Annotated in this window: 13 protein-coding genes; 8 read left to right on the top strand and 5 right to left on the bottom strand. The window is 58.2% G+C overall.

Features of this window, described 5'->3' with window-relative positions:
• Positions 1 to 47 precede the first annotated feature (47 nt).
• The 3 genes from RLO149_RS08835 (at position 48) to RLO149_RS08825 (ending at position 2,668) form a co-directional block, all read left to right on the top strand.
• Positions 48 to 941 (top strand): PfkB family carbohydrate kinase, encoded by an 894-nt coding sequence (locus RLO149_RS08835; protein WP_044025272.1) that lies wholly within the window; start codon positions 48 to 50, stop codon positions 939 to 941.
• Positions 938 to 1,870 carry a pseudouridine-5'-phosphate glycosidase gene (locus tag RLO149_RS08830; protein ID WP_013961735.1) on the top strand — a complete coding sequence of 311 codons (933 nt, stop codon included), beginning with the start codon at positions 938 to 940 and terminating at the stop codon, positions 1,868 to 1,870. Before RLO149_RS08835 ends, RLO149_RS08830 begins: the two co-directional genes overlap by 4 nt.
• Positions 1,871 to 1,951: 81 nt before the next feature.
• Positions 1,952 to 2,668 carry a DUF502 domain-containing protein gene (locus RLO149_RS08825; RefSeq protein WP_013961734.1) on the top strand — a complete coding sequence of 239 codons (717 nt, stop codon included), beginning with the start codon at positions 1,952 to 1,954 and terminating at the stop codon, positions 2,666 to 2,668.
• Here RLO149_RS08825 and RLO149_RS08820 read toward each other — a convergent pair whose 3' ends face one another.
• Both RLO149_RS08820 and RLO149_RS08815 read right to left on the bottom strand, forming a co-directional pair.
• Positions 2,669 to 3,706 carry a patatin-like phospholipase family protein gene (locus tag RLO149_RS08820; protein ID WP_013961733.1) on the bottom strand — a complete coding sequence of 346 codons (1,038 nt, stop codon included), beginning with the start codon at positions 3,704 to 3,706 and terminating at the stop codon, positions 2,669 to 2,671.
• 78 nt (positions 3,707 to 3,784) lie between these two features.
• Positions 3,785 to 4,570, bottom strand: a complete 786-nt coding sequence (locus RLO149_RS08815) for a 3-hydroxybutyrate dehydrogenase (RefSeq protein WP_013961732.1) — start codon at positions 4,568 to 4,570, stop codon at positions 3,785 to 3,787.
• Between the two features lie 332 nt (positions 4,571 to 4,902).
• On the opposite strand from RLO149_RS08815, the gene RLO149_RS08810 reads away from it, so the two are divergent.
• A complete protein-coding gene (locus RLO149_RS08810) occupies positions 4,903 to 6,720 on the top strand; it encodes an extracellular solute-binding protein (RefSeq protein WP_013961731.1) in 1,818 nt (605 codons plus the stop codon).
• On the opposite strand, the gene RLO149_RS08805 is transcribed toward RLO149_RS08810, so the two are convergent.
• Positions 6,721 to 7,344 carry a helix-turn-helix domain-containing protein gene (locus tag RLO149_RS08805; RefSeq protein WP_044025271.1) on the bottom strand — a complete coding sequence of 208 codons (624 nt, stop codon included), beginning with the start codon at positions 7,342 to 7,344 and terminating at the stop codon, positions 6,721 to 6,723.
• 65 nt (positions 7,345 to 7,409) lie between these two features.
• On the opposite strand from RLO149_RS08805, the gene RLO149_RS08800 reads away from it, so the two are divergent.
• The 3 genes from RLO149_RS08800 (at position 7,410) to RLO149_RS08790 (ending at position 10,907) form a co-directional block, all read left to right on the top strand.
• Positions 7,410 to 8,942 (top strand): class I adenylate-forming enzyme family protein, encoded by a 1,533-nt coding sequence (locus RLO149_RS08800; protein ID WP_013961729.1) that lies wholly within the window; start codon positions 7,410 to 7,412, stop codon positions 8,940 to 8,942.
• Positions 8,920 to 9,561 (top strand): DsbA family oxidoreductase, encoded by a 642-nt coding sequence (locus tag RLO149_RS08795; RefSeq protein WP_013961728.1) that lies wholly within the window; start codon positions 8,920 to 8,922, stop codon positions 9,559 to 9,561. The genes RLO149_RS08800 and RLO149_RS08795 overlap by 23 nt, the downstream gene beginning before the upstream one ends.
• Before the next feature lie 125 nt (positions 9,562 to 9,686).
• Complete coding sequence (locus RLO149_RS08790) at positions 9,687 to 10,907, top strand: multidrug effflux MFS transporter (protein ID WP_013961727.1); 1,221 nt, start codon at positions 9,687 to 9,689, stop codon at positions 10,905 to 10,907.
• Here RLO149_RS08790 and mfd read toward each other — a convergent pair.
• Together mfd and RLO149_RS08780 are read right to left on the bottom strand one after the other, a co-directional pair.
• Positions 10,904 to 14,368 (bottom strand): transcription-repair coupling factor, encoded by a 3,465-nt coding sequence (mfd, locus tag RLO149_RS08785; RefSeq protein WP_013961726.1) that lies wholly within the window; start codon positions 14,366 to 14,368, stop codon positions 10,904 to 10,906. The two genes, RLO149_RS08790 and mfd, sit on opposite strands and share 4 nt — an antisense overlap.
• 33 nt (positions 14,369 to 14,401) lie before the next feature.
• Positions 14,402 to 14,929, bottom strand: a complete 528-nt coding sequence (locus RLO149_RS08780; RefSeq protein WP_013961725.1) for a hypothetical protein — start codon at positions 14,927 to 14,929, stop codon at positions 14,402 to 14,404.
• A 120-nt stretch (positions 14,930 to 15,049) separates the two neighbouring features.
• Here RLO149_RS08780 and hemB point away from each other — a divergent pair, with 120 nt between their 5' ends.
• On the top strand, positions 15,050 to 16,048 hold the full coding sequence (gene hemB, locus RLO149_RS08775) for a porphobilinogen synthase (protein ID WP_044025593.1): 999 nt from the start codon (positions 15,050 to 15,052) through the stop codon (positions 16,046 to 16,048).
• Positions 16,049 to 16,142 lie beyond the last annotated feature (94 nt).

The raw sequence follows: 16,142 nt of genomic DNA, 5'->3' as shown, positions 1-16,142 counted from the left end.
GCGCGACAGGGGCTTGATCCTCTGTGGGTTCCCCGTCACAAGACCGCATGAATTCCAAACCTGATATCCTGTGCATCGGCTCCGTCTTGTGGGATGTGATTGGCCGCTCGGCAAGTGCCATGCGGCAGGGATCAGACGTCCCGGGCCGCATCACACGCCTGCCCGGTGGCGTGGCAATGAATATCGCGATGACATTGGCCCGCTTTGGACTGACACCCGCCTTATTGACGGCGGTCGGGCATGACCCCGAAGGAGATGAATTGCTGGCAGCATGTGCCGCACGCGGCATGGTTACCGGTTTGGTATATCGATCTGACGACCTGCCCACGGACCGTTATATGGCGGTCGAAGGGGCAAACGGTCTGATCGCGGCCATTGCCGATGCGCATTCCCTTGAAGCGGCCGGCGCGAAGATCCTTGCACCGCTCTCGGATGGGCGTTTGGCCAGCGAACACGCGCCCTATCAGGGTCGCGTGGCACTGGATGGCAATCTGACGCTCGCATTGCTCAGTGACATTGCGCAGAGCCCCTTGTTCGCATCCGCTGATCTGCGCGTCGCGCCCGCCTCGCCCGGCAAAGCCGAGCGATTATTCCCGTTCGTGAAACAGGGGCGTGGCACGCTTTACGTCAACCTTGAAGAGGCCGGTTTGCTCTGTAACCAGTCGTTCAAGACATCCCGCGCGGCTGCGGAAACCCTTTTGAACAGGGGGGCGGCACGGGTGTTGGTAACCGACGGCGGTGCAGATGCAACCGAAGGGCGACCGGATGGCCTGCTGACACAAACGCCGCCTCAAGTGCTTGTCGCCCGCGTTACCGGCGCGGGCGATACCTTCATGGCCGCCCATATCGCGTCCGAGGCCCAAGGGTTGGCGCCCGCCGCCGCCCTCGACCGCGCCCTCAAAGCCGCCGCAACCTATGTATCCGGAGAGACACCCTCATGACCAACATACCCCTGCTTCATTCGGCCGAAGTGGCCGCGGCAAAAACCGCCGGACGCCCGATCGTGGCGCTGGAAAGCACCATCATCACGCATGGTATGCCGTACCCGCAAAACCTTGAGGTGGCCCGACAGGTCGAAGATGATTTGCGCGGCGAAGGCGTGACGCCAGCGACCATCGCGGTGATGAATGGGACGCTTCACATCGGGCTGGAGCCGCATCAACTCGAAGCGCTCGCGCAAGCGAAATCGGTTGCCAAGCTCTCGCGCGCTGACATTGCCGCCTGCATGGCCACAGGCGGTACAGGTGCTACGACCGTTTCGGCGACAATGATCGCAGCCCACCTTGCGGGCATTTCGGTTTTTGCGACCGGCGGCATTGGCGGGGTCCATCGCGGCGCGGAATCAAGCTTTGACGTTTCCGCTGACCTGCTGGAGCTTGCGCAAACCCCCGTGACAGTCGTCGCCGCCGGGGCCAAGGCCATTCTGGATGTGGCCAAAACACTTGAGGTGCTTGAGACGCAGGGCGTGCCCGTCATTACCCTTGGTCAGGATAGCTTTCCCGCTTTCTGGAGTGCGGCATCCACGTTCAAATCACCCCTGCGCATGGATAACGCCGATGATATCGCGGCGGCCCACCAGATGCGCGTTGATCTCGGATTGCCCGGCGGTCAGCTGGTTGCAAACCCAATTCCCAGCCAAGACGAAATTCCCGCGGCAGAACTTGCGCCCATCATCGCGACGGCACAGGCCGATGCGGAACAGCATGGCATCAAGGGCAAGGCGGTCACCCCCTATCTGCTACAGCGCATCTATGAGTTGACAGAGGGTCGTTCCCTGACCGCAAACATCGCCTTGGTGCGCAACAACGCACGGCTTGCCGGTGCAATCGCTCAAGCCTTGAGCGCCAATGCCCGTATTGCGGGAAAGTAAGTCATTCCGCGAAAAGCCCCCATTGTTAACCGTCCCCAAACCACCTAACTATCGCGAGTGCCTTGCAAAGACGGACACTGAATGAACACGCCTTTCGACCCTGATATGCCACCGCCTCGCCGCGGGATTCTTGCCCGGATGCGCTCAAACTTCTTGACCGGGCTCGTTGTCATTGCACCGGTTGGGTTGACCATCTGGCTGATATGGTCGGTTGTCGGTTGGATTGACGGTTTCGTACTTCCGCTGGTGCCAAATAGCTATCAGCCCGACCGCGTGCTGCAAGACCTGTTGGGTCTTGACCCCTCCGTACAGATCGATGTGCGCGGGATCGGCGTTGTTATCTTTTTGCTGTTCACGATCATCGTGGGCTGGATGGCCAAAGGGCTGATCGGACGCTCGCTGATCTCATTTGCCGAAGGTCTGGTGGAGCGCACCCCCGTCGTCCGCTCCATTTACTCAGGCATCAAGCAGATTTCCGAAACCGTTTTTGCGCAATCCGAACGGTCCTTTGAGAAAGCATGCCTGATCGAATACCCGCGCCAAGGGATTTGGGCGATCGGGTTCATTTCGACCAATACCAAAGGTGAAATTGCCGCGCGTGGGAACGACGGGCAACCGATGTTGAGCATCTTTCTACCCACAACGCCCAACCCCACATCCGGCTTTTTGCTGTTCGTCCCGGAAACCGATGTCATAAAGCTTGATATGACGGTGGAAGAAGCTGCGAAACTGGTGATTTCAGCCGGTCTTGTGTATCCAAACGGCAAGGATGATCAAAACCCGTCCGGGCAGGCCTGACTACTGAAACATCTCGACCATGTCGACCGAACTGCGCTTGTTCAGATCGTCGCGGTGTGCTGTCAGAAAATCATCCGCAGCACGTTGTCCGGCTTCTTTGAGTTTGGCCAGTGTATAGGCGGTTGGGATTACCTTCGTGGCCACGGACAACTCGTTCATCAACGCGTCATCCGCAATCATATGCATCAGCACACGCTGCTTTTCATCGGACTCCAACCTGCCGCTATCCAGCAGCCGCTGCACGAAGTGGATCGCGCGCATCTCGCGCAAAAGTGATGAATTAAAGCTGATTTCATTGATCCGGTTCTGAATGGCCTGTGCCGTGCGGGGCGTGTCGACCCGGTCGAGCGGGTTGATGTTCACCACCACGATGTCGGCGGGCAAAGACGAATTGAACAGCGGGAACAACGCGGGGTTGCCTGTATAACCGCCGTCCCAGTAATCCTCCGTCGTGCCTGTGACAGGGTCGGTGACCGGTACGGCCTGAAACATCGTCGGCAGACAGGCGGATGCGAGGATGACGTCCGTGCTGATTTCACTGTCTTTGAAAACACGGATCTTGCCGCTGCGCACACGTGTTGCACAGACAAAGAGGCAGGGCCCATCGCTGTTTTCCGCGCGCACTTCGTCATAGTTGAATTTGGACACGATAGGCCGCAGCGGGTTGCTGTAAAAAGGGCCGTAGGCGTAGGGCGACACGACCCGCGACCACGCATCAGCAGCGAGGTAGGGCAATGAGTTTTCAAGGGCCTTGGAAACGGAGGACAGGGAAAATGGCGCCATCCATTCCGACATCTGCATTTCCGGTCGCGCGCCGACTTCTGACCAGAGCCAGTTCAACATATCGCGCGCGCCCTCGCGCCCGCCTTCGATCATGCCAGCCTTGAAGGCGGCGCCATTCAATGCCCCGGCACTTGTGCCGGAAATCGCGGCCACGTCCAGGTCTTCATCTGTCAGCAGCCGATCAAGCACACCCCAGGTAAAAGCACCATGCGCCCCCCCGCCCTGAAGCGCCAGATTGATCCGTTTTTTCGCCATTTTCCTATCGCCTTTTCTGGTCGACTTTATGGGTTCCTGCCATGGTCTGAATGTAAGCCCGCAGGAAACAACAATCCGTTACAGCGCCGTCCAGCCTCCATCGACGCTGATGGTAGTGCCGGTAATTTGCGCCGCAGCATCCGAGCACAGAAACGTCGCCGTGCCGCCCATCTGCTCAACCGTTGCAAACTCTTTGGACGGTTGCCGCGTGAGCATCACGTTCTCGATGACCTCTTCGCGTGTCATATCATATTCCTTCATCGTGTCGGGAATTTGCTTTTCGACAATGGGTGTCAGCACGTAACCGGGGCAGATCGCATTGGCGGTGATCGGTTCCTTCGCGGTTTCCAGTGCCGTCGTCTTGGTCAAGCCGACGATGCCATGTTTGGCGGCGATATAGGCCGATTTATAGGGTGATGCGGTCAACCCATGCGCCGAGGCGATGTTGATTACCCTGCCCCAGCCCGCAGCACGCATCATCGGCAATGCAATGGCCGTGGTGTGAAAAGCCGAGGACAGGTTGATCGCGATGATCGCATCCCATTTCTCGACCGGGAAATCGGGAATGCCCGCAACATGTTGGATGCCTGCATTGTTGATCAGAATATCGCAGGTGCCAGCCTTTGTAATCAGGGCGCGACACTCATCGGCTTTGGACATATCAGCCTGAATATACCGCGCAGTGACACCTGTTTCCTGCGCAATCTCCTTTGCAAGGTCGTGATCCTCGGCATTATCCGTGAAAGAATTGAGCACGATGTCTGCGCCAGCGCGCGCCAACTCACGCGCAATACCCAGCCCGATGCCCGAGTTTGACCCCGTTACGATGGCGGTTTTACCGGAAAGAGAAATCTCAAAACTCATAGCGATGTCCTTGCTTGTTCGAAATGCTGCGTTGCACACATCATGACGTGCTGCGGGTGCAAAGAAAATGGCAAAAGCGGAAATCAGCCCACCTGCTGCGCGCAGGTCCAAGATAGCCTTGAATGACGCGATATGGCCAAATAAAAAAAACGCCTGCACAAGGCAGGCGTTAAGTTATTGAGGCAGGTTTCATACAGGCAAGAAACCTATCGAGCAGTGATCTCTTTATAAGCAATCTACCGCAACAGTCCAAGCTAAAAGTTTGATAAGATGGAAATACCCCGGTAGGTTTCGGCGCAATAAAACAAGGGCAGCAGGGAATTGTCTCCAAAATGAATACGGTTTTTTTCTTCCGGTTGATGCGGAATTTCGCATTCTTTGCGGTGATTCTCGGTGCGCTTCAGGCCCGCGCAGAGCCTGCGCACGGGATATCTATGTACGGTGACCCTGCCCTTCCACCGGATTTTGTGTCCCTGCCCTACGCAAGGCCCGACGCACCCAAAGGGGGCAGCATCACGCTGGGCAATACAGGCGGTTTCAACAGCCTCAACCCTTACGTGCATAAAGGCACGTCCCCCTGGCAGCTCAGGTTTTTCACCCATGAGGCGCTGATGGGACGTTCGTGGGATGAACCTTTCGCGCTTTACGGCGTTCTGGCCGAATCGGTAGAGGTGCCAGACGATCGGACATGGGTTGAGTTTACCCTGCGTGAGGGTGCTCGATTCTCTGACGGGTCGCCGGTCACGGTTGAGGATGTGTTGTTTTCCTACGAGGTGTTGGGAACAGAAGGTCACCCCAGATATCACAGCCTGCATGCCCAAATCGACACCATCACACAGACAGGCCCCCGCAGCCTGCGCATCACGTTCACCGGGGACAGTCGCGAATTGGCGCTGCTGGCGGGCATGCGGCCCATCCTGAGCAAAGCGCAGTGGGAGGGGCGCGATTTTGCCAACGCACCCCTTGCGGATATCCCGATAGGGTCCGGGCCCTATGTGGTGTCCGATTACGAGGCGGGCCGCTTTGTGCAACTCACGCGCAACCCTGACTATTGGGGGGCTGACATCCCGTTTCGTCGGGGCACGCATAACATCGACCAGATCAAGCTGGATTTTTACGGGGATGCCTCGGTGATGTTCGAGGCCTTCAAGGCAGGCGAGATTTCCGCGCTGCGGGAGTTCAACGCGGACAAATGGGCAAGGCTGTATGATTTCCCAGCCGTTGCGCGCGGCGATATTGTCAAATCGGAAATCCCCCATGGCAAGCCATCAGGCATGACGGGTTTCGTGATGAATACGCGCACGCCTCCTTTTGATGACTGGCGTGTGCGCGAGGCGATGATCCTTGCGTTCAATTTCGAATTCATCAACGACACGCTGACCGGGTCGTCGCAGCCCCGGATCACGTCTTACTTTTCAAACTCGGAACTGGCGTTTGTGCCCGGTCCTGCCACGGGCAAAGTCGCCGACCTGCTGTCTCCTTTTGCGGATGACCTGCTGCCCGGCACGCTGGAAGGATACACCCTGCCCCAGAGCGATGGCTCCGAGCGCAACCGACGCGGCATCCGTCAAGCGATGGCTTTGCTGCAAGAGGCCGGCTGGAGCGCGCAGGACGGGGTCATGCAAAACGGCGCAGGTGATCCCCTCGCCTTCACGATCCTGCTGTCTCAGGGCAGTAGCGAAAACAAGGCGATCACTGACCTTTATGTCAGCGCTCTTCGACGGCTGGGAATTGATGTCGCTGTTGAGACGACGGACAGTGCGCAATATGTCCAACGCACAACTGCATTTGATTTTGACATGACCCCCTACCGCCGCGCCCTGTCCCTGTCGCCCGGAAATGAGCAGCGGTTTTACTGGGGCTCTGCGGCAGCGGATCAGGAAGGGTCGCGCAATCTGATGGGGGCAACTTCCCCCGTGATTGACGCCATGATCGACGCGATGCTGGTTGCGCGTTCGCAAGAAGACTTTGTTGCGGCAGTAAGGGCATTGGATCGGACCCTCACTGCTGGTCGGTACGTGATCCCCTTCTGGCAATATACTGTCGGGCGGATTGCCCATGACGCACGGCTGCGTTTTCCCGAACAGCTGCCAATATATGGGGATGGACCGAATTTCATGCCGCAGGTCTGGTGGTTTGAGGACAGCTGATCAGACCAGCGACGTGACCCAGAGTATATTGGCGTCTTCCGGACTTACTGAAACCACATTGTGACCCATCGTAGCGTCGTAATAGGCACTGTCCCCACGCCGCATTTCGATGGGTTCATAGAATTCGGTGTAAAGACGGATGACCCCGGTCAGCACATAAAGATACTCTTCGCCGTCATGGCGCACCCAGCCGTCAAATTCCGACATTTTGCGCGCTCTGACACGCGTGCGGTAGGGCAACATCTTCTTTTTGCTCAACGTATCCGCCAGCAACTCATGTTCATAGGTGACGGTGGCTTGTGCTGCACCCTCACCTGATTTGGTCACGGCCAGTCGCCCATTGGCCTGTTCTGCATGCGGCGGCGTAAAAAGCTGCGGGATCGAAATGTTCAACCCAGTTGCCAGTTTCTTGAGTGCGTCATAGGTCGGCGACATCTGCCCGTTTTCGATCTTGCTGAGGGTAGAGCGTGCCAGCCCCGCCTTGGTCGCGGCCTGCTCAAGCGTCCACGCGCGCGCTTTGCGCAACTCGCGCACGCGGACCCCCAAATCCAACGGGGCCACAGGTTCATCAGTGCCGTTTTCACGGGATAGGCTGATCAGTGTTTTTGGGTCACTCCGGGTCATATGTGATCTTGTAAGCGCAAGCCCACGGGCTTGCAACGCCGCTACCTGCCCGCTAGCACCGCAGTATGAAATCGATCTATGATGCGGGTCCTTTCGCCCCGTGCCCCAGCCCCTTCAACCTGACGCGCCATGTACTGGCCGCTGGCCGTGCATGTCCGCAAAAAGATGCCTTGCTGATTGTGTCCCCCGATCACACCGAAACCTGGTCTTTTGGCGCATTGGAGACTGCAGTGCTCGGCACCGCCACGGGTTTCTTGCGCTATGGTCTTGTGCCGGGTGATGTGATCGTCATGCGCCTTGGCAATACAATCGACTTTCCCATCACCTATCTGGCCGCAATGGCCGCCGGGCTGGTCCCGGTGCCCACCTCGGCCGCTCTGACGCAGGGCGAGGCGGAATTTGTCATCAAAACCGTCGCGCCAAAGGCCGTGGTGGCGGCACCGGACATCCCCTGCCCGGAATACGCTGCGATAATTGACCTTGATAGGCTGCAGTCCTTTCGCAGCCTGCCAGCCGCGCCCTATCATCTGGGCGACCCGGACCGCCTTGGGTATATTATTTTCACCTCCGGCACATCGGGCAAGCCGCGCGCGGTTGCGCATGCGCATCGGGCCATCTGGGCGCGGCAGATGATGTTTGACGGATGGTATGGCTTGCAACCCGATGACCGTTTGCTGCATGCGGGGGCCTTTAACTGGACCTATACGCTGGGCACCGGGCTGATGGATCCCTGGACGCTTGGTGCCACCGCTGTGATACCGGTGCCCGGCACCAAACCGCGAAACTTACCCGCGCTTTTGGCAAAGCATGACGCCAGCATCTTTGCAGCAGCGCCCGGAGTATATCGACAACTCCTTGAGGATGCGGAACCTGTGCCCCTGCCTGCCTTGCGCCATGGGTTGAGTGCGGGCGAAAAGCTCCCCCCCGCTCTCGCCGCGCGCTGGGTGACAGCAACGGGGTGTCCTGTCTTTGAAGCATACGGCATGTCCGAATGCTCAACCTTCATTTCGCAAAGCTCGGCCGATCAAAACGCCGCAGGCACCTTGGGCAAACCCCAAAAGGGTCGACGTATTGCACTGCTGAAAAACGGTGAACCGGTTCCTTTGGGCGAAGAAGGCACCATCGCCGTCGCGCGCAGTGATCCGGGGCTGATGCTGGGGTATCTGAATGCGCCGAAAGAAACCGCCGAACGCATGTCCGGTGCGTGGTTTCTGACCGGCGATCAGGGCGTGATGGACGCGCAGGGGCACATCACCTACATGGGCCGCGATGATGATATGATGAATGCGGGCGGCTACCGGGTGTCCCCCATTGAGGTCGAACGCGTGCTGGCCGATTGCCCCGGCATCACGGCAGTGGCTGTCACAGAGGTCAAAGTCAAAACGGACACTACGGTGATCGCCGCCTTTTACACCGCCGCAAACGCACTGGACGAGGCGCAGCTGCGCGCTTATGTGTCGAGCACACTCGCGCGCTATAAACAGCCCCGGGTGTTTGAACACCTGCCGGACCTGCCCATGGGCGCAAATGGCAAAATCCTGCGCCGTGTTCTGCGCCAACGCTTTGAGAGGCACCATGACCGAAAAGACAAAGATTGATATCATATCAGATCCCATTTGCCCGTGGTGCTATATCGGCAAGGCGCACCTGGACCGCGCCCTCGCGGAAAACCCTGATCACCCCTTCGTGATTGAATGGCACCCCTTTCAACTGAACCCGGAAATGCCGCGCGATGGTATGGACCGCCGCGCCTATCTGGAAGGCAAGTTTGGCGGCAAGGAAGGTGCAGTGCGCGCCTACGCACCGGTCGTTGAAAATGCCAAAGCCGCAGGGTTGGAGATTGATTTCGAGGCTATGAAGCGCACACCCAACACGATAGATGCGCACCGTCTGATCCACTGGGCCGGGATTGAAGGGCGTCAGACCGCAGCCGTTTCGGCTCTGTTCAAGGCATATTTCAAAGAAGGCCGGGACATTGGCAACGCCGAGGTCCTAGGAGATATCGCCGATAGCATCGGGATGGATGCTGCCGTGATTGCCAAGCTTTTGAAATCCGATGCCGATATCGACGACATCAAAACGCGTGATGCGCACAGCCGCAGTATGGGTGTCACGTCTGTGCCGACCTTTGTTGTGGCGGGCAAACACGCCGTGCCCGGCGCGCAACCTGCGGAACTCTGGCACAAGGTCATCGCAGAGGTCTCTACGAACAGCTGAGGTTACTGTGCAAAAATGTTAAAATGTCACGTCAAGTCGAGATTGAAGAGGGTTCAACTCTAGGTTATGTCTGACGCTAAGTAGCGCCAATTTGTGAACGCGCGAAGTGAGACAGGGCCAGTAATTTGACGCAGACGACGCGCCACCTCCCGATTGCCCGGGCTGAGTTCATTGCCCTCATGGCGATGATGTTTGCGACAATCGCTTTTTCGATTGACGCCATGCTGCCTGCGATGCCCGATATTGCAACGCAACTGACACCGTTGGAGCCAACGCGCGCCACATTGATCATCACCTCCTTTGTTTTGGGCATGGGGATCGGGACGTTTTTTACCGGACCACTTTCGGATGCTTTTGGGCGGCGACGCATCATGTTTCTGGGCGCGGGTCTATACATTGCCTCTGCGGCTGTGGCTTGGGCCAGTCAGTCCCTGGAACTGATGTTGATTGCCCGGGTATTTCAGGGAATCGGAGCGTCCGGCCCGCGTGTGGTCTGTATTGCGATCGTGCGCGATCTGTTCTCAGGGCGCGAGATGGCGCGCATCCTGTCCATCGTCATGATCATCTTCACGATCGTTCCGGCCTTTGCGCCCGCCATGGGCGTCGTTATCATTCACTTTACCGGCTGGCGCAGTATTTTCCTCGCCTTTATGATCTTCTCTTTGATTTCAGCGGTTTGGCTTGGCCTTCGGCTGCCCGAAACCCTGCCAGAAACAAACAGGCGCCCGTTGAAAATCGCACTGATTGTGGATGCCGTGCGGCAGATGCTGCAACACCCGGTCGTGCGCATTTCGATCTTTGTGCAAACACTCTCCATGGCCATGCTGTTTTCGCTGCTCATGCTGATACAGCCGATTTACCAGTTTGTTTTTGACAAACTTGAAACCTTCCCCTTTTGGTTCGGTGCCATTGCATTGTCCTCGGCGCTTTCCAGCTTTCTGAACGCCATGCTGGTTGTGCGTTTTGGCATGCGCCGCCTGATCACCATCGGTCTGGCCATGCAGATTGGTCTGTCAACGCTCGTCCTGATGACCAGCGGGAGCGCCGCCGGCCAGGGCTTTGCCGTTTTTGCGATCTGGCAGGCTTTCGTGTTCTTTCAGGCCGGTTTGTCCATTGGCAACCTCAATGCCATCGCGATGGAACCGATGGGCCATATTGCGGGCATGGCCGCGAGTGTGATCGGCGCGATTTCGACCGTGCTGGCGGCAGTGATCGCCTCCCCAGTGGGTTTGTTGTTTGACGGCACGATTCGACCGTTGGTTGGCACCATTTTGGTGCTGGCGCTGCTGGCATTCCTGCTGATGATGTACATGGCGCGGGTTGAGGCACGCGCGCAAAGGGCCTAGCTGGCCTTCGCCTTTTTGCGCTTTTTCTCGGCGATGACCTTTTCGGCCAGATCCCGCGCGATGGCAAATGCCCCTTTGATCTTGTCGGCATCCGCTTTCCAGTCGCGCCGCACAACGATCTTGTTGTCTTTGACCTTGGCCATCCCGCGCTGATCCTCGATAAAGGACACTAGCCCTTGTGGTGAGGCAAATTTATCGTTGTGGAACTGGATCGTCGCCCCTTTCGGCCCGCCATCCAATTTGGCGATCCCGGCCCTTTTGCACATTGCCTTGATCCGCACCACCAGCATCAGCGTGTTGACCTCGCGCGGAAGCTTGCCGAACCGGTCGATCAATTCAGCGGCAAACCCTTCCAGTTCAACCTTGGTGGTGAGGCTGCTCAAACGACGATACAGCCCAAGCCGCACATCCAGATCTGGCACATAGTCCTCTGGGATCAGGACAGGCACGCCGAGGTTGATCTGCGGAGCCCATTGATCGTCCGCCTCTGACAGGCCTTCGAGTTCACCGGTCCGGATCTTGGCAATCGCTTCTTCAAGCATGGATTGGTAAAGTTCAAAGCCCACATCGCGCATCTGGCCCGATTGCTCTTCGCCAAGCAGATTGCCCGCGCCGCGAATATCCAGATCCTGACTGGCCAAAGTGAACCCCGCCCCCAGCGTATCAAGGCTGGAGAGCACACGCAGACGTTTTTCCGCCGTCGCAGTCAGTCGCGCGCGCGGTTTCGTTGTCAGATAGGCATAGGCGCGGGTTTTCGACCGCCCCACGCGCCCCCTGATCTGATAAAGCTGCGCAAGACCAAACATATCCGCTCTATGCACAACCATCGTATTGGCGGTTGGAATATCCAGACCGGATTCAACAATCGTGGTGGCCAACAGAATGTCGAATTTACCGTCGTAAAAGGCGTTCATCCGGTCATCAAGCTCACCCGCCGCCATCTGCCCATGCGCCACCACATAGGTCAGTTCGGGCAGTTGTTCGGTCAGGAAAGCCTCAATCTCCGGCAGGTCAGAGATGCGCGGAACGACGTAAAACGACTGCCCGCCGCGATAGTGCTCGCGCAGCAAGGCTTCGCGCAGGGTGACCGTGTCAAATTCACTGACATAGGTCCGGATCGCCAGCCGGTCCACGGGCGGTGTGCCAATGATGCTGAGGTCGCGCACCCCGGTCAGGCTAAGCTGCAGCGTGCGCGGGATCGGTGTTGCGGTCAGCGTCAGCACATGGATGTCGGTGCGCAGTTGTTTCAGGCGCTCTTTGTGGGTCACGCCGAAATGCTGTTCCTCGTCGATGACCAGCAGCCCGAGGTTTTGAAACCGAATGCCTTGAGCCAATAGCGCATGGGTGCCGATCACGATATCAACCGTGCCGCGGCTCATACCGTCGCGCGTCGCGTTCGCGTCCTTGGTCGAGACAAAGCGACTGAGCTGCCGGACGTTGATCGGAAAGCCGCGGAACCTCTCGGCAAAGCTCTTGTAGTGCTGGCGCGCCAGCAGGGTCGTCGGCGCGATCAGGGCAACCTGAACCCCGGACATGGCCGCCACAAAGGCGGCACGCATGGCGACTTCGGTCTTGCCAAAACCCACATCGCCGCAGATCAGCCGGTCCATCGGATTGCCCGACGTCATGTCATCAATCACATCCTCAATGGCGCGCAACTGATCATCGGTTTCCGTATAGGGAAAACGCGCGCTGAAGGCATCCCACATGCCCGGCGGTGGCTCTAACACGGGCGCTTTGCGCAATGCACGTTCCGCCGCAACGCGGATGAGCTTTTCGGCAATCTCGCGAATGCGCTCTTTGAGGCGGGCCTTTTTGGCCTGCCACGCCCCGCCGCCCAGACGGTCGAGCAATCCCTCTTCGTGGCCGTATTTCGACAACAGCTCAATGTTTTCGACAGGCAGATACAGCTTGGACGATTCCGCATATTCCAGCAGAATACACTCATGCGCGGCCCCTGCTGCCGTGATCACTTCCAGCCCCCTGTAGCGGCCAATGCCGTGATCCACGTGCACGATCAAATCGCCGGGGCTGAGCGATTGTGTCTCGGTCAGGAAATTCTCGGCGCGGCGTTTTTTGCGCGTGCTACGGATCAGCCGATCACCCAGAACATCCTGCTCTGAGATGACGGTGAGGCCGGGAGCTTCAAACCCGTGCTCCAGCGCCCAGACCGCCAGATACAGACCACGTTTGCCGATCCGTGCCGCGTTGGGTACCGGTATGGCTTCGGCCAGACCTTCATCTTCGATCAACCCGGTCAACCGTTCGCGCGCGCCTTCAGAATAGCTGGCAATCAGGACAGGGCCAGCCGCCATTTTTGCTTTAATATGATCGGCTAAAGCCCCGAACAGGCTCAGGCTTTCCTGTTGTCGTTCGGGTGCGAAGTTCCGCCCGATCCGCGCACCTGCGTCCGTGACATTCAAGCCTGTTGGCTGTGGCAAGGGCGCAAGTTGCAGCACGCGGCGCCCGGCAACTTCCGCGTCCCACGCAGCATTGTTCAGATAAAGCGCCTCTGGTGGACAAGGCTTGTACACACTGTCCATCTTGGAACGATTGGACATGGCAATGCGGCGCGTTTCATATTGATCCGCGATGCTGTCCCAGCGGGCCTCGCGCACGGCGGTGATCTGATCATCCAGCGACACAGAAGCCTCTGGCAAGTAATCAAACAGCGTTTCCAACCCGTCATGGAAAAACGGCAACCAGTGTTCGGCCCCTTGGTGCTTGCGCCCGGCGCTGATGGCTTCATACAGGGGGTCATCGGTGCCTGCCGCGCCAAATTCGATCCGGTAGTTCTGGCGAAACCGGGTGATGGCAGCCTCATCCAGAATGATCTCGGAGACCGGCGCAAGCTCAACAAGGTCCAGCTTTTCGGTGGTCCGCTGCGTGGCACTGTCAAAACGCCGCGCGCCATCAAGCGTGTCACCAAAAAGATCAAGCCGCACAGGCCCCATATCCCCGGGTGGAAAGATATCAATGATACCGCCCCGCACCGCATAATCACCGGGTTCCGTCACGGTCGGGCTTTGCACAAAGCCCATGCGCACCAGAAAATTGCGCAAGGCCTTTTCGTCAATCCGACTGCCGACTTTGGCGCTGAAAGCCGCATCCTTGAGCACGGCGCGCGCGGGGATTTTCTGACTGGCGGCGTTCAGCGTGGTCAGCAGAATAAACCGCTCCGGCATGCCGTGTATCAATGCCGCGAGCGTCGCCATCCGCTGTGCGGAGATATCAGCATTGGGTGAGATGCGATCATAAGGCAGACAGTCCCATCCGGGAAAAACCACCACAGGCATATCAGGGGCCATGAAACGTAGCGCAGCCTGCAACGCAGCAAGCCGTTTGTCATCGCGTGCGATATGCATCAGCGGCGCGCTGTGCTTTTCAACCTCGTCGAGAAGGACGCGGGCGTCATAGCCTTCCGGCACGCCTGATATGGTAATATGCGTTTGCGCAGTCATGGGCTGCTTCAATTGTGTCTTAGCGCCTGAGTGTCAACCGCCCAAAGGGCCAATCGACAGGTTTTGATACATTCCCCAAAGCGCTGTGACAAAGATCGACACGACACCGATCATCTGAACATAGAGCCGATGACGCGACAGCCGCTTGCGCAACAGCGCTCCGCTGGCCTCTTCGTCATGTATCAGCCGGGCCGTGGATAAAGAGAGCAAGCCCACGATCGACAAGGGAAAACCCAGCAGAAACAGCGCCTGCGCGATCTCAAGCCCATAGAGAAAGCCGCTCAATAACAGCGCAGTCAGAATAAAACATCCCAGTCCCAGCATCCACAACCCCGAAACCGTCGAGATAAACAGCAATCGGTTCGTGTTGATGCGCACAAGATCTTCCAGATCCTGTTCCGCCTGCCCCCCGTAGCGCCCGGCCCGCAAGACCATATCGTAGGGCACGCCAAGCACCCAATGGCTCGCGGTGGACCAAAGCACGGCCAAGGCGATCCAGAACCAGAGGTTCGAGAAGGAGCGCATGTCAATCAATTCAAAGATGCTGCTGTATAGGTCCACGAGACGTGCTTTTCTTTTTGTCTTTCGGCACTCTTAGCGGGGCAATGTGGCAATTCCTAGCCTTGGCTTGGGGAAAAATACGTGGCAATCAGGATGTGTAATATAAAATGGACATTCACGATGCGCCCGACACAAGCCCCCTTTCCCGCCACCCGTCTGCGCCGCCTGCGCCAAAGCCCGGCCGTCCGCGCCCTGACGCGGCAAAATACGCTCACGGTGGATGATTTTATCTGGCCTGTATTCGTGCGCTCCGGTGAAGGGGTGAAGGAACCAATCCCGTCGATGCCCGGCGTGTATCGTCGCTCCGTCGATCAGCTGGTGGAGGCCGCGCGCGAGGCGGCTGATCTGGGCATCCCCGCAATTTGCATCTTTCCCTACACGGGCCTCGAAGAGCGCACAGAGGATTGCGCGAGGGCGTGGGACCCGGATAATAACACCAACCGCGCCATCCGCGCCATCAAACAGGCGGTGCCGGATATTGCGGTAATGACGGACGTGGCGCTGGATACCTATAACATCAATGGGCATGATGGTTTTGTCGAAAACGGTGAAATCGTCAACGACCGCACCGTTGAAGCGCTGGTCAAGATGACGCTGGCGCAGGCTGACGCTGGCGCGGATATCATTGGCCCGTCGGATATGATGGATGGGCGGATCGGGGCCATGCGCGAAGGTCTTGAGGCCGCAGGGCATCAGCGGGTCATGATCCTGAGCTATGCGGCGAAATATGCCTCCGCCTTTTACGGACCCTTCCGCGATGCGGTGGGTGCTTCGGGTGCTTTGACGGGTGATAAAAAGACCTACCAGATGGACCCCGGCAATTCCGATGAAGCCCTGCGTCTGATTGAACGCGATCTGCGTGAGGGCGCGGATATGGTCATGGTTAAACCCGGGATGCCCTATCTGGATATCTGCCGCCGGGTCAAAGATGCCTTTGGCGCACCGACTTATGCCTATCAGGTGTCGGGCGAATACGCGATGATCCAAGGCGCGGCTGCGAACGGCTGGATTGACGGGGACAAGGTCATGATGGAAAGCCTGATGGCGTTCAAACGCGCGGGCTGTGATGGCATTCTGACCTATTTTGCCCCCGCAGCGGCCCGCATCCTGAACCCATAGCGAATTGCCGCTGAAAGCACGGCTTGCGCGTGACTTTGGTCTGCAATGCGCGTAATGTCGCGCATAAGCCGGGCAAACCGGCAGCAGAGCAAAC

Source organism: Roseobacter litoralis Och 149 (assembly GCF_000154785.2).
Lineage (GTDB): Bacteria > Pseudomonadota > Alphaproteobacteria > Rhodobacterales > Rhodobacteraceae > Roseobacter > Roseobacter litoralis.
Note: the sequence above shows the minus strand (reverse complement) of the source record. Positions and strands in the feature narration are given on the sequence as shown.

Coding starts and splice junctions, on each gene's coding strand:
- RLO149_RS08835 (WP_044025272.1), top strand. CDS start 48: ATGAATTCCAAACCTGATATCCTGTGCATCGGCTCCGTCTTGTGGGAT.
- RLO149_RS08830 (WP_013961735.1), top strand. CDS start 938: ATGACCAACATACCCCTGCTTCATTCGGCCGAAGTGGCCGCGGCAAAA.
- RLO149_RS08825 (WP_013961734.1), top strand. CDS start 1,952: ATGAACACGCCTTTCGACCCTGATATGCCACCGCCTCGCCGCGGGATT.
- RLO149_RS08820 (WP_013961733.1), bottom strand. CDS start 3,706: ATGGCGAAAAAACGGATCAATCTGGCGCTTCAGGGCGGGGGGGCGCAT.
- RLO149_RS08815 (WP_013961732.1), bottom strand. CDS start 4,570: ATGAGTTTTGAGATTTCTCTTTCCGGTAAAACCGCCATCGTAACGGGG.
- RLO149_RS08810 (WP_013961731.1), top strand. CDS start 4,903: ATGAATACGGTTTTTTTCTTCCGGTTGATGCGGAATTTCGCATTCTTT.
- RLO149_RS08805 (WP_044025271.1), bottom strand. CDS start 7,344: ATGACCCGGAGTGACCCAAAAACACTGATCAGCCTATCCCGTGAAAAC.
- RLO149_RS08800 (WP_013961729.1), top strand. CDS start 7,410: ATGAAATCGATCTATGATGCGGGTCCTTTCGCCCCGTGCCCCAGCCCC.
- RLO149_RS08795 (WP_013961728.1), top strand. CDS start 8,920: ATGACCGAAAAGACAAAGATTGATATCATATCAGATCCCATTTGCCCG.
- mfd (WP_013961726.1), bottom strand. CDS start 14,368: ATGACTGCGCAAACGCATATTACCATATCAGGCGTGCCGGAAGGCTAT.
- hemB (WP_044025593.1), top strand. CDS start 15,050: ATGCGCCCGACACAAGCCCCCTTTCCCGCCACCCGTCTGCGCCGCCTG.